Annotated in this window: 13 protein-coding genes and 1 tRNA gene; 1 reads left to right on the top strand and 13 read right to left on the bottom strand. The window is 46.5% G+C overall.

The window, feature by feature from the left end; genetic code table 11:
• Window positions 1-61: 61 nt before the first annotated feature.
• The 6 genes from pgk to AR337_RS11160 all read right to left on the bottom strand — a co-directional run bounded on the left by pgk (window position 62) and on the right by AR337_RS11160 (window position 5516).
• On the bottom strand, window positions 62-1249 hold the full coding sequence (pgk, locus tag AR337_RS11185) for a phosphoglycerate kinase (protein ID WP_059172079.1): 1188 nt from the start codon (window positions 1247-1249) through the stop codon (window positions 62-64).
• Window positions 1250-1405: 156 nt separating this feature from the next.
• Window positions 1406-2413: a type I glyceraldehyde-3-phosphate dehydrogenase gene (gene gap, locus AR337_RS11180; RefSeq protein WP_059172078.1), complete on the bottom strand. Its 1008-nt coding sequence runs from the start codon at window positions 2411-2413 to the stop codon at window positions 1406-1408.
• 77 nt (window positions 2414-2490) lie between these two features.
• Window positions 2491-3537: a sugar-binding transcriptional regulator gene (locus tag AR337_RS11175; RefSeq protein WP_059172077.1), complete on the bottom strand. Its 1047-nt coding sequence runs from the start codon at window positions 3535-3537 to the stop codon at window positions 2491-2493.
• A 174-nt stretch (window positions 3538-3711) separates the two neighbouring features.
• A complete protein-coding gene (locus AR337_RS11170) occupies window positions 3712-3963 on the bottom strand; it encodes a glutaredoxin family protein (RefSeq protein WP_059172076.1) in 252 nt (83 codons plus the stop codon).
• A 4-nt stretch (window positions 3964-3967) separates the two neighbouring features.
• On the bottom strand, window positions 3968-5275 hold the full coding sequence (rpoN, locus tag AR337_RS11165) for an RNA polymerase factor sigma-54 (RefSeq protein ID WP_059172075.1): 1308 nt from the start codon (window positions 5273-5275) through the stop codon (window positions 3968-3970).
• Between the two features lie 169 nt (window positions 5276-5444).
• Window positions 5445-5516: transfer RNA gene (locus tag AR337_RS11160), tRNA-Arg, on the bottom strand.
• A gap of 219 nt (window positions 5517-5735) precedes the next feature.
• Between AR337_RS11160 and clpP the strand changes: the two genes are divergently transcribed.
• On the top strand, window positions 5736-6344 hold the full coding sequence (gene clpP, locus AR337_RS11155; protein ID WP_059172074.1) for an ATP-dependent Clp endopeptidase proteolytic subunit ClpP: 609 nt from the start codon (window positions 5736-5738) through the stop codon (window positions 6342-6344).
• Window positions 6345-6789: 445 nt separating this feature from the next.
• Here the strand turns inward: clpP and AR337_RS11150 are convergent, their stop codons facing one another.
• From AR337_RS11150 to trxB, 7 genes are all read right to left on the bottom strand, one after another.
• The gene (locus AR337_RS11150) at window positions 6790-7092 is read right to left on the bottom strand and encodes a DUF3221 domain-containing protein (protein WP_059172073.1); all 303 of its coding nucleotides are present in this window, start codon (window positions 7090-7092) and stop codon (window positions 6790-6792) included.
• A 145-nt stretch (window positions 7093-7237) separates the two neighbouring features.
• On the bottom strand, window positions 7238-7495 hold the full coding sequence (locus tag AR337_RS11145) for an HPr family phosphocarrier protein (protein ID WP_059172072.1): 258 nt from the start codon (window positions 7493-7495) through the stop codon (window positions 7238-7240).
• A 96-nt stretch (window positions 7496-7591) separates the two neighbouring features.
• Window positions 7592-8539 (bottom strand): DNA-binding protein WhiA, encoded by a 948-nt coding sequence (whiA, locus tag AR337_RS11140; protein WP_059172071.1) that lies wholly within the window; start codon window positions 8537-8539, stop codon window positions 7592-7594.
• 138 nt (window positions 8540-8677) lie between these two features.
• Window positions 8678-9667 (bottom strand): YvcK family protein, encoded by a 990-nt coding sequence (yvcK, locus tag AR337_RS11135; protein WP_059172070.1) that lies wholly within the window; start codon window positions 9665-9667, stop codon window positions 8678-8680.
• The gene (gene rapZ / locus AR337_RS11130) at window positions 9664-10557 is read right to left on the bottom strand and encodes an RNase adapter RapZ (protein ID WP_059172069.1); all 894 of its coding nucleotides are present in this window, start codon (window positions 10555-10557) and stop codon (window positions 9664-9666) included. The genes yvcK and rapZ overlap by 4 nt, the downstream gene beginning before the upstream one ends.
• Before the next feature lie 17 nt (window positions 10558-10574).
• Window positions 10575-11033, bottom strand: coding sequence for an 8-oxo-dGTP diphosphatase (locus AR337_RS11125; protein WP_059172068.1), 459 nt, complete (start codon window positions 11031-11033; stop codon window positions 10575-10577).
• Window positions 11034-11345: 312 nt separating this feature from the next.
• A complete protein-coding gene (gene trxB / locus AR337_RS11120) occupies window positions 11346-12299 on the bottom strand; it encodes a thioredoxin-disulfide reductase (RefSeq protein WP_059172067.1) in 954 nt (317 codons plus the stop codon).
• Between the last annotated feature and the right edge of the window lie 162 nt (window positions 12300-12461).

Here is a 12461-nt window from a genome sequence, read left to right as displayed (position 1 = left end):
CTCCAAGCAGCCTATTGATCATTTACCAATGAGGTCTGCCGTTGCCTTTTTTAAAAGAGGTTTATTCCTTATCATTTAGAGCTGAAACACCTGGCAGGTCTTTGCCTTCCATAAACTCGAGGGAAGCGCCGCCGCCAGTTGAGATGTGGCTCATTTTATCCGCCAAGGCGAATTTTTCAACCGCTGCGGCAGAGTCGCCGCCGCCGATGACCGAATATGTACCCTCGGAGTCTGCAAGTGCCTTGGCAACTGCTTTTGTTCCATTTGCGAATTTATCGAATTCGAACACACCCATTGGGCCGTTCCAGATGACAAGCTTGGAGCTCTGGATGACGTCACGATAAAGCTCAGCCGTTTTCGGGCCGATATCGAGCGCCTCCCAATCAGCAGGAATTTCATCAATACCCACTACCTTAGAATTCGCATCCGGTGAAAAATCATCCGCGATGACGACATCGATTGGCATATGGAACGAAACGCCTTTTTCCTTCGCCTTTTCCATGAACGTTTTTGCCAGGTCAATTTTATCTTCTTCAAGGAGTGACTTGCCAACCTCATGGCCTTGAGCTTTCACGAATGTATAGGCAAGCCCGCCGCCAATGATTAGATGATCGACCTTTTCAAGAAGGTTTTCAATAACACCGATTTTGTCCTTGACCTTTGCGCCGCCGATGATCGCCGTGAATGGACGTTCAGGATTTGATAGCGCCTTGCCAAGCACCTCCAGCTCCTTTTCCATTAAAAAGCCTGCGACAGCCGGAAGATAGTGGGCAATCCCTTCAGTTGAAGCATGGGCTCTATGGGCTGCTCCAAACGCGTCATTGACATAAATGTCGGAAAGGGCGGCGAATTCCTTCGCAAGCTCCGGATCGTTCTTCTCCTCGCCAGGGTAAAAACGAACGTTTTCAAGAAGGAGTACATCGCCTTCGTTCATACCGCCAATTTGTGACTTGACTGCATCACCAAACGCTTCCTCCGCTTTCAGCACATCTTTGCCAAGCAGCTCGCCGAGGCGGTCCCCAACCGGTGCAAGGCGCATTTCCTCCACTACCTTGCCTTTCGGGCGCCCAAAATGGCTCGCGAGAATAACCTTTGCTCCCTGGTCCATTAAATACTGGATAGTCGGGAGAGCTGCGCGGATTCTTGTTTCATCGGTAATCTTTCCGTCCTGCATCGGGACGTTGAAATCGACTCGGCAGAAAACGCGTTTTCCTTTCACATCCACATCTTTCAACGACTTCTTGTTCATGGAATCCCTCCTGGAACATCGAATTTTTAGTGGTAATACTTTAGTTATTTCGCAATTAAAAAAGGAGGGGGAATCCTCCCCGCTCCCCGTCAAAAGCCATTATCATTATAGTTGTTTTTTAAAAGGATATCCAATTATATCCTGTGTCCCGGCGAATTATATTCCTTTTTCAGCGATGTATTCGCACAAGTCAACAACTCGGTTTGAATAAGCGTACTCATTGTCGTACCAGGAAAGGACTTTCACCATATTGCCTTCAAGGACCATTGTGGACAAGCCATCAACAATGGATGATTCAGTGCTGCCATTGTAGTCTGAAGAGACAAGCGGAAGTTCTGTGTACTTAAGAACACCCTTCAGCGGGCCTTCAGCCGCTTCTTTCAATGCCTGGTTCACTTCGTCAGCTGTTACGTTTTTCTCAAGCTCAGCTACTAGGTCAACAACGGATACGTTAGGAGTTGGAACACGCATAGCCATTCCGTTCAGCTTGCCTTTCAGCTCAGGAAGAACAAGGGCAACCGCTTTTGCAGCACCTGTTGTTGTAGGGATGATGTTTTCAGCTGCTGCACGCGCGCGGCGGTAATCTTTATGTGGCAAATCAAGGATTTGCTGGTCATTTGTATATGAGTGGACAGTTGTCATCATACCGCGCTTGATGCCGAAGCTGTCGTTAAGTACTTTTGCGAAAGGAGCAAGGCAGTTTGTTGTACAAGATGCATTAGAGATAACATGGTGGTTCGCTGCATCGTACTTTTCATGGTTAACGCCCATTACGATTGTGATATCTTCATCGGAGGCTGGAGCAGAAATAATTACTTTCTTGGCGCCTGCTTCAAGGTGTTTCGCAGCGTCAGCACGCTTTGTGAAACGGCCTGTCGATTCAACAACTACTTCAACGCCAAGGTCTCCCCATCCAAGAAGTGCCGGATCGCGCTCTGCAAGGACCTTAACTGTTTTGCCGCCAACAACAAGGTTGGAGCCATCTACTGTTACATCCTCGGATAGTGTTCCATGGATAGTGTCATATTTCAAAAGGTGCGCCAGCATGTTTGCATCCGTAAGGTCGTTTACAGCAACAATTTCAATGTTTGGGTTATCAAGGGCAGCACGAAAAACGTTGCGTCCAATACGTCCAAAACCATTAATACCAACTTTTAATGCCATGATTAGTTCCTCCTTTGATTCGGTAAAGCTTTTATTTTTTATATCAAAGGGTATAAACCCTTTTAATAACATTGGTTTTAATTCTTATGTTCTGTGTGATGATTTCCCTTTAGTAATAGTTTAGCAGCCCCTTCATCGGTTACGAGAATTGTTTGGGGCGGGGCCACTTTCAAATAGGATTGAATGGCTTTTGCCTTCGAACTGCCCCCAGCTACAGCAAGGACATTCGGTATGCCGGCCAGGTCGCCCATTTGCAATCCAATCGTCATTACCTTATGGACGATTTCACCCTGTTCGTTAAAATAGTAGCCAAATGCCTCGGAAACTGCGTGGCTGCCAATAATTTTTTCCATATCGGATTCTGTGGTTTTCCGCCGGGAGGCCATTGTGATAGCATCCCCAATTCCGTGAAGCACCATTCCAGCCGACTTAATCATGGCTAGCACTTCATGGACAGATGGTTCCCTGATGAACGATTCGTAAATATCCATGCTCACCTGTTCAGGCACATAAAAAACGCGATGGCGCGATTTTGTATTGGCCGCCATAATAGCGCAAATCGTATTCGCCTGGTTTTGCACATCCTCGCCAATCCCGCCGCGTGCGGGTACGAACATTAAATCTTCCCTGGCAAGGCTTGGCCCCAGTTCTTCCGCTACGGCTGCCATTGTTGAACCGCCTGTGACCGCAATGATATTTTTTCCATCGATGAGCTTTTTCATCCTGCCCGCCGTTGCCCTGCCGAGTTCTTTTTTTGCAAGGGGCGAATGATCGCTGTCCCCGGGCACGATAATGACATTACGGATGCCGAGCCGGTGCTTCAGCTCCATTTCCATTACATCTATACCCTTTAGCTCGCGCATTATGCCACCAAGGTCTTCCAGTAGGTTCTTGCCTTCATCGGAAAGAATTACCCCTAATGAATGTGAAATGATGAGGTTTTGGTCCTTAAGGAATTCAATTTCCCCACGAAGAACCCTCTCCGTATAGCCAAGATTTACGGCCAAGCTCCGTCTTCCGACTGGCTGCAAATAGCTAATTGAACGGAGGATGTAATATCTTTCCTGCATAACAGCGAGGAGGTCTGGCAATAATCTCTTTTGGATATCTAGTAACGAGTGCATGTTGGCAACTCCTTCTTGCATAAATAAAGGGACAAGCAAATCTTCCCGGAGAATAGACCGGGACTTTTTTTGTCCCGCTAAGACAAATTATGTCCCACTTCCTGCAAAAAAAAATCACCCTGTTCGAATACATTGTAACAGGAGTGATTTTTACATTCAACAAATATGCTTTGATTATCTTCCTTTTATAAAGGAATACAAATAGTCTTTGTCAATAATTCCGTAGCCGGCTTCCTCTCCGTCTACATGGATGACTGGTATCATCAGCCCGTATTCCTCGGTTAGCTCGTCACTTGATGCAATATCAATTTCCTCAAGCTCGAAGTCTTCCTCCCCGCGTATTTCCAGCAAATCCGCCTTGGCCTTATCACAAAGCGGACAGCGGCTGCGTGTATATAAAGTAACTTTCGTCTTCAATTTAACCATCCTTTTAAAATCTTTTCCTTTTTGACGATGAAGCAATCCCGAGCTGTTCCCGGTACTTGGCCACAGTCCTTCTTGAAATGACAAGCCCTTCGTTGTACTTCAGCATATCCGCGATTTCCTGGTCCGAGACCGGCCGCCTTTTATCTTCATGGCCGATAATCGCGGTGATCAATTTTTTTACCTGGGCTGAAGATGTACTGCTATCCGCAACCGATTGAATACCGGATGAAAAAAAGGATTTCAGTTCAAATGTGCCAAATGGGGTCCCGAGGTATTTTTCCCTTACTGCACGGCTGACGGTCGACTCGTGTATGTCAAGGCTATCGGCAATTTCCTTCATCGTAAGCGGCATTAGCTCCCCTTTTGCTTCAGAAAAAAACTGCGGCTGCTTCTCGATAATTTTTCCGGCAACCTTAAGAAGTGTATCATTCCTTTGCCTGATACTTTTCGCAAGCCACTGGTAGTCCTGATATTTATCCTGCAGGAACTTCTTCGCTAAATCATCGCCGCTTGCCGTAAGCGTATGAAACAATTGGTCGTTAAAGCCGATTGCAGGCAGATTCCCCTCAAGCAACTGAACGCGCCAGCTTCCATTGATGCAACTGGCTACCACATCGGGTACAAGATAGGCTGCCCTGTCATGATGGAATGCGGCCCCCGGCCTTGGGTTTAATGTTTGCAAAAGATCATGAATTTCCTGAATTTCTTGAGGGCTTGTTTTCAATTCCTTTGCCAGCTGCTTCCACTTCTTTTCAGCAAATTGCGGAAAATGGCCTATAACAATTGTATGTGCCAATGGCGCTTTATCCCCAATTGCGCCTAGCTGAAGGAGTAGGCACTCCTGTAAGTTTCGGGCTCCTATGCCAGGAGGATCCAACTGCTGGATTTCCCGGAGGCACTCCTCTACTTGGTAACGGGACGCATTTGAATTGACAGCGATTTCATTTATATCTCCGCGGAAATATCCATTTTCATCAATATTTAATATGATATGGCGAATGAGTTTTAGTTCTTCTTTTTGAAAACGTCCAGGCTTCAGTTGGGAAAGGAGGTGCTCCTCAAGCGTTGTGGCGGCCTCGGACGCAATACCATTAATATCATTATCGTTTTCTTTAAAGGCTGGTTTCCTCGAACGGCCTTTCGACTGCTCGGAAGGTACAATTTCAAGCAGGGGGTTTTCAAGCGCCCTTGCTTCCAAAAAGCTTGCGAGCTCCAAGGAACTGTATTGGAGCAAGGCAATCGCCTGGGACAATTCCTGGGTCATTGACAATTTAATCTGCTGCTGTTGCAATAGTCCAATCCTCATGTTCATCTGCATTTCCCCCCGCATCCTATTTTACATGAAAAAACGGGTTTTGGGTTAGCTGGAGAAAAAATTGGCAGATTTTCCGAGGAGAAAAGGGGCTTTTCTGGACGATTCTTTTGAAAACAAAAAAAATCAACGGCCCCTTAAAGGAAACCGTTGATTTTAATAAAAGTAGCGCCCTCGTCAGGACTCGAACCCGAATTTCAAGAACCGGAATCTTGCGTGCTATCCGTTGCACTACGAGGGCATGTATTTTGCATCACAATTTCATATTATAGTGGAAACCCCTCATCTTTGCAAGTACAGATTATGTTTAAAATGGGCAACGTTGGGTAAGATGGATGACATGGAAAAAAATTTCGAACAAAACCTTATCTATTGAGCGATTCGTTTGACCTTTATTGACCATCATTGTATGATACTTACATAAGGAATCTTTTAAAATGTTTCATAAGGAGGCACATTAATGAATTTGATCCCTACAGTTATTGAACAAACAAATCGGGGCGAGCGAGCATACGATATATATTCCCGCCTGTTAAAAGACCGGATTATTATGCTAGGAAGCGGGATTGACGACCATGTCGCCAACTCGATCGTTGCCCAGCTCCTGTTCTTAGAAGCTGAAAACCCTGAAAAGGACATCTCCATCTACATCAACTCCCCAGGCGGAAGCATTACTGCGGGGATGGCCATCTACGATACGATGCAATTCATTAAGCCTGATGTCCAGACAATCTGTATCGGTATGGCGGCATCCATGGGAGCATTCCTTCTTGCCGCAGGAACAAAAGGCAAGCGTTACGCCCTTCCGAATGCTGAAGTGATGATTCACCAGCCGCTTGGAGGCGCGCAAGGCCAAGCAACAGAAATTGAGATCGCCGCAAAACGGATCCTGTTCCTTCGCGAGAAGCTGAATGGCATTCTTTCCGAGCGCACAGGACAGCCGCTTGAAGTAATTTCAAGGGATACAGACCGCGACAACTTCATGACTGCTGAACGCGCGAAAGAATACGGCCTCGTCGACCATATCATCTCCCGTCATAACGTTGATGAGAACAAGGATAAGAAATAATATTTAGCGAGCCAGCCCGTTTCCGTATGGAGGCGGGCTGTTTTGGTGTGGCGAGGGTTTTGGAGCTGGGGAGAATTTGATTAAGACCGTTTCACCTGTGAAAACTACTTAAAACGGTCTTGAGGACCTCTGTCAAGACCGTTTCACCCATGAGAACAACCTAAAACGGTCTTGAGGACCTCTGTCAAGACCGTTTCACCCATGAAAACAACCCAAAACGGTCTTGAGAACCTCTGTTAAGACCGTTTCACCTATGAAAACAACCCAAAACGGTCTTGAGAACCCCTGTCAAGACCATTTCACCAACGATAACAAGTCAAAACGGTCTTGAGAACCTCGGTCCAGACGTTTCTCGGTATGTTCCCAATCCTATCGGTCTCTAAAAAACAAACACTGTCTGAAAATTTTCAAGTCTTCCTCACCAGACCTCCTGCAATCAGACTCTTTACCGCTTTGTTATCTCGATATTCAGTGCTTTAGCTTGTGCAGGTAGTGATGTATCGATTCCCCCATCTATCCAGACGACGACCTCCTGCCCTTCCCCGTAGCGCTTGATGTTCCCGTTTTCCGGCAATGTAACCCAAATAGGCCCAATCCTGTTGTCTTCAATCAACATCCTGTTCTCACGTACACTTATTTCACTAATAACGCCTTTTACATCAAATTCGCCTTTCACAGCTTCTCCATCTCCATTGCAGCCCACCAGCAAAAAACATGAAATAAAAACGGCAAGCAACCATTTTCTCAAGCAGATTCTCCCCCTTTCTAGGGCTTTACTAATTAGACGTTTAAAAAATTGATTCTATTGCACTCGCTATAACTTTCCAAAGTTACCCAAATAGGAAAAGCGGATCCGCTCCCTAGGAACGAATCCGCTTACAAACTAAAACAAATCAATCTTCTTTTACGACGTACTGCGCCAGCGCATCGACCGCTGCGTTTTCGTCAGGACCGTCCGCGGTAATCGTAATGACCGAGCCCGAGCCAACAGCCAGGCTCATGAGCCCCATAATGCTTTTTGCATTTACTTTCTTGCCATCCTTCAGCAAAAAGACATCCGCTGAAAAACGGTTTGCCTCCTGTACGAACTGGGCAGCCGGCCGCGCCTGGAGGCCGGTTTTTAATTTTACTTCTACTACTCTTTCCACCATCACATTCTTCCTCCTCTATTTCTCTTTTACGGCAGCTGCCTGTTGCTATTTTCCCTTTAAATCACTATTACGAAACACCCGTTTTACCCAGTGGCCCTATTTAGTGGCCATATCTCCTGCCCGAAGCTTTTCAGCAATTTCATCTATTTTGCGGAGGCGATGGTTGATGCCCGATTTGCTAATGGTGCCTCCGGAAACCATCTCGCCGAGTTCCTTTAAGGTGACATCCTGATACTCTACCCTCAACTCAGCGATTTCACGCAGCCTTCCTGGTAAAATCTGAAGGCCCACCGTCCGGTCAATATAGCGGATATTCTCTACCTGCCTGAGGGATGCGCCGATTGTTTTATTCAAATTGGCGGTCTCGCAATTTACAAGCCGGTTTACAGAGTTGCGCATGTCCCTTACAATCCTGACATCCTCAAAGCGGAGGAGCGCATTGTGCGCGCCGATAACGCTCAGGAATTCGGTAATTTTTTCAGCTTCCTTCAAATAGGTGATAAAACCTTTTTTACGTTCCAGCGTTTTGCTGTTCAACCCGAATGTATTCATCAATTCGCAAAGAGAATCGTTATGGTCCTTGTAAAGTGAAAAAATTTCAAGGTGATACGACGAAGTTTCCGGATTATTGACGGAGCCGCCTGCCTGAAATGCCCCACGTAAATACGAACGCTTGCAGCACTTCTTTTTTACCAAATCCGGCGAGATGTTATGGATGATTGTAAACCCCTCGCCCAGTATCTTCAAATCCTCAAGGATTTCTTTCGTGTCCTGGGCAAGGCGGACAATGTATACATTGTTTTTCTTCAATCTCATTTTTTTCCTGACGAGCAGTTCAACCTGGATGGGATAATTCTTTTTAATCAGTGTATAAATCCGCCTGGCAATTGCGGCATTCTCTGTCTGGATATCCACCATCAGCTTTCTGTTTGAATACGAAAGCGAACCGTTCATCCGGATCAGAGCGGAGAGCTCTGCCTTGCCGCAACAGGGCTTCCCTTCAATTGCCGTCAATTCCTTTTTCGTTTCTGATGCAAAAGACATTTGATCACCTCCAGAACGGTACTACATGATATTGTACGGGCCAGCCCCGGACTTGGTTTCAATTAACTGCATTTTTTAATACTAGCAAACGGAGTCAGAATATTAAGGCTGCAAACGATTGGCTGCTATTTCAGACATTCAGGATCGGCTATCGTTGCGTTTTTTCGTTTCCTCCACAAGCATCGAGTAAAGAATGGCGGATACCTTCTTTGTATCGTGGCGGAGGGCGGTCCCATCTTGGATTGCGATTTCCTCATGCACAACCTCGATTCCGAGCTCCTCCAGCCGTTCCGTATCGTATTTGACAGGGTGGGCCAGTTCTTCTTTATAGCGGAGCTGAATGTGCTCGTCAATTTCCTCATTGTTTACAAGGATTGTATCTATGAACGAACATTCCATATGGTTGTAGATTGATTTCACATGGTCGCTCGCCGTATATCCAAACGTTTCACCAGCCTGCGTCATCAGGTTGCATATATATACTTTGCGGGCTTTGGAGCGGCACAATTCCTTACCTAGCCTTTTGACAAGGAGGTTCGGAAGGATGCTTGTATAAAGGCTCCCCGGTCCAATGATAATCATATCCGCCTGCCGGATGGCTTGGATGGTTTCCGGCAATGGCTTTACATCCGGCGGAGTAAGATACACCCTTTTTATTTTTTTGCCCGAGTAAGGGATTTTTGATTCCCCGGAAACGACGGTGCCATCCTCCATCTCGGCGTGCAGAACGACACTTCGGGTTGCAGCAGGCAAAACCTTTCCTCTTACATTCAGGACCTTGCTCATTTCCTGTATCGCATGCGTGAAATTCCCTGTAATGGAAGCCATTGCGGCAAGGATCAAATTCCCTAGCGAATGGCCGGACAGCTCGTTGGAGGTGGTGAACCGATGCTGGAACATTTCCTCCACTAGCGGTTCGACGTCTGACAGCGCAGCAAGCACGTTCCGGACGTCGCCAGGTGGAGGGATATTAAGATCTTCCCGTAGCCTGCCTGAACTGCCCCCGTCATCCGCAACGGTGACGATGGCAGTAATATCAACAGGGTAGCGCTTCAGCCCTCTCAAAAGGACTGGTAACCCGGTTCCGCCGCCAATGATTACGACTCTTGGTTGCACAGCGCTGTTCATATTGTGTTTCCCTTCCGTTTCTCGATATCCCGGTGAGAAATGACAGTTTTATAATCATTTTCAAAATAATGGCCAATGTATTCGGCAAGCGTCACTGAACGGTGCTGGCCGCCTGTGCAGCCGATCGCAATGACAAGCTGCGATTTACCTTCCCTTTTATAATGGGGAAGCATGAAGCTAAGCAAATCCGTTACCTTAGCAATGAACTTTTGTGTTTCGCTCCACTTTAGCACATAGTCGGATACCTCTGATTCAAGCCCCGTTTTCGGCCGCATATGTTCGATATAATGAGGATTTGGAAGGAACCTTACATCAAAGACCAGATCCGCATCAATCGGGAGGCCGTGCTTAAAGCCAAAGGAAACGACATTAACGGTAAAAATCGTTTTATTATCCTTCGAAAATTCACTAAGAATCTTTTCGCGGAGCTCCCTTGGTTTCATATCGCTTGTATTGTAGATGACTTGGGCCCTTCCCTTCAACTCCTCAAGAAGCTCGCGCTCAAGCCTGATGCCCTCTAAAGGGAGTCCTGACCCGGCAAGCGGGTGGGACCTGCGTGTTTCTTTGTATCTCCTTACAAGCGCTGAGTCGTCCGCATTCAAGAAAAGGATTTTTGGCGTTACCCAATCCGTTTCCGCCAGCTCATCAAGCGCTTTAAATAAATGGTCAAAAAACTCCCTGCCCCGTAAATCCATTACAAGGGCAACCTTGTTCATTTTATTTCCAGATTCCTTCATTAATTCGAGGAATTTGGGCAAAAGAGTGGGCGGCAGGTTATCAACGCAGAAAAAACCGAGATCCTCGAAGCTTTGGATGGCGACCGTTTTGCCGGCACCCGACATGCCTGTGATGATAACCATTTGTGTCTCATTTACCGTACCCTTGCTCATTCGTATTCCCCCTTTTCTCAACCAGGATCTAACCGGTATCCAATCAAATCAAACTCTGGCGTATATGTGAATGTTCCATAGATTATATCGGTTCCGTGGATCATGTATTCGAGGATATGGTAATCTCCAGGGGCCATCGGAAGACCAGGAATCTCGTTAGTGGAATGCCATTGAAGAATACCTTCTTCGCAAAATTCGTTCAGTATTCCCTCATATTCATTCGCAAAAAAGGTGAACATCATCCACTCATTTACGGTCTGCCCATTTTCCTGGATGATTATTGTAAAAACACCCTTCAGCTTCGGATGTTTCAGGTATATGCCCGTTTCTTCCCTGTATTCGCGAATGCACGCGTCACGGACAGATTCACCCGGCTCCATTTTCCCTCCGGGTGCGGACCACCATCCCCGCCGCGGCTTTTGCAGGAGGAGTATTTCACTATCCTTCATCAATACGCAATTGGCGACCCTTTGCATGGCTTCCACCTCAATTATGGTGAAGCGGGAATGTGAATATTCATTCCAGCCCTGATTCTATACATTATACTATTTTTAAAATGCCCCCACAATGAAGGGGAAATAAGTTTTCATTTAAGCAAGAAAGGAAAAAATCACAAAAAAAGGGCACGGACCAAAGCCCGTGCAGAAGGGTATATAAAAAGGGGGTCAATTTCTAATTTTATGATACCCTACCATTATTTCACTATTGTTACAGTTAAATTAAAATAACGTTAATTTTTGAAGACAGGCTTCCGCATACTTCGACAGTCTGAAGGCCTCTGGATACCTTTAAGCTTGCTTCTGTTTCATGGATTCCTTCAGTTCTTCCACAAAATGCTGGGCTGACTGTGCGGCTATGCTTCCGTCCCCAGTTGCGGTGACAATCTGGCGAAGCGTTTTTTCACGGATGTCGCCAGCCGCAAAAATGCCCGGGACCCGCGTTTCCATGCGCTCATTCGTTTCAATGTAGCCATTTACATTCGTAATGCCGAGGCTTTCGAATGGCTTGGATAGCGGAACCATTCCGATGTAGATGAAGACGCCGTCCGCCGGGAATTCGGTTTCCTTTCCGTCAACCGTCGATACGAGCGTAACACCGCCAACCTTGCCATCCTTGGCGTTGATTTCCTTAATTGTGTGATTCCAGATGAAATCAATTTTTTCATTGGCAAACGCCCGGTCCTGAAGGATCTTCTGTGCGCGCAACTCATCGCGGCGGTGAACAATTGTCACCTTTGTCGCAAATCTGGTCAAATACACACCTTCCTCGACAGCCGAATCTCCGCCGCCGACAACGACAAGTTCCCTGTTCTTGAAAAAGGCGCCATCGCAGACAGCGCAATAGGAAACGCCGCGTCCGCCAAGCTCTTTCTCGCCTGGTACACCGATTTTTTTGTATTCCGCCCCCGCGGAAATAATAACGGAATGCGCTTTATATTCCTTGGATCCCGCCACGACAGTTTTGTAGTCCCCGTGGTCAATAACTTCCTTTATATCGCCATAGGCATACTCGGCGCCGAATTTTTTCGCATGTTCGAACATTTTCGTTGACAGATCAGGGCCAAGGATATGTTCAAATCCAGGATAGTTTTCCACTTCTTCCGTGTTTGCCATTTGTCCGCCAGGAATTCCGCGTTCAATCATCAATGTAGACAAGTTGGCCCTGGATGTGTAAACCGCTGCTGTCATACCGGCAGGCCCGGCCCCAGCAATGATGACATCATATATTTTCTCTTCCGACATGCCTGTCACTCCTTATACCGAACGGTAGTTACAATCTTAGAATAGTCTTTCCTTCTTACATCTATCCTATTAAATAACAGTCGGTCAGTCCAACCATCTGCTCAATTTGCGGTTTTTTTATACATAGCCAGACGAAGGTATTTTATTGCCTCCTGGCAGGTT

It is taken from the genome of Bacillus sp. FJAT-27445 (assembly GCF_001510665.1).
Classification (GTDB): domain Bacteria; phylum Bacillota; class Bacilli; order Bacillales; family Cytobacillaceae; genus Bacillus_D.
Note: the sequence above shows the minus strand (reverse complement) of the source record. Positions and strands in the feature narration are given on the sequence as shown.

Excerpts from the sequence above, each read along its gene's own strand:
- whiA (WP_059172071.1), bottom strand. The coding sequence starts at position 8,539 with ATGTCTTTTGCATCAGAAACGAAAAAGGAATTGACGGCAATTGAAGGG.
- clpP (WP_059172074.1), top strand. The coding sequence starts at position 5,736 with ATGAATTTGATCCCTACAGTTATTGAACAAACAAATCGGGGCGAGCGA.
- trxB (WP_059172067.1), bottom strand. The coding sequence starts at position 12,299 with ATGTCGGAAGAGAAAATATATGATGTCATCATTGCTGGGGCCGGGCCT.
- AR337_RS11145 (WP_059172072.1), bottom strand. The coding sequence starts at position 7,495 with ATGGTGGAAAGAGTAGTAGAAGTAAAATTAAAAACCGGCCTCCAGGCG.
- rpoN (WP_059172075.1), bottom strand. The coding sequence starts at position 5,275 with ATGAACATGAGGATTGGACTATTGCAACAGCAGCAGATTAAATTGTCA.
- gap (WP_059172078.1), bottom strand. The coding sequence starts at position 2,413 with ATGGCATTAAAAGTTGGTATTAATGGTTTTGGACGTATTGGACGCAAC.
- AR337_RS11125 (WP_059172068.1), bottom strand. The coding sequence starts at position 11,033 with ATGCAAAGGGTCGCCAATTGCGTATTGATGAAGGATAGTGAAATACTC.
- yvcK (WP_059172070.1), bottom strand. The coding sequence starts at position 9,667 with ATGAACAGCGCTGTGCAACCAAGAGTCGTAATCATTGGCGGCGGAACC.
- AR337_RS11175 (WP_059172077.1), bottom strand. The coding sequence starts at position 3,537 with ATGCACTCGTTACTAGATATCCAAAAGAGATTATTGCCAGACCTCCTC.
- pgk (WP_059172079.1), bottom strand. The coding sequence starts at position 1,249 with ATGAACAAGAAGTCGTTGAAAGATGTGGATGTGAAAGGAAAACGCGTT.
- rapZ (WP_059172069.1), bottom strand. The coding sequence starts at position 10,557 with ATGAGCAAGGGTACGGTAAATGAGACACAAATGGTTATCATCACAGGC.
- AR337_RS11170 (WP_059172076.1), bottom strand. The coding sequence starts at position 3,963 with ATGGTTAAATTGAAGACGAAAGTTACTTTATATACACGCAGCCGCTGT.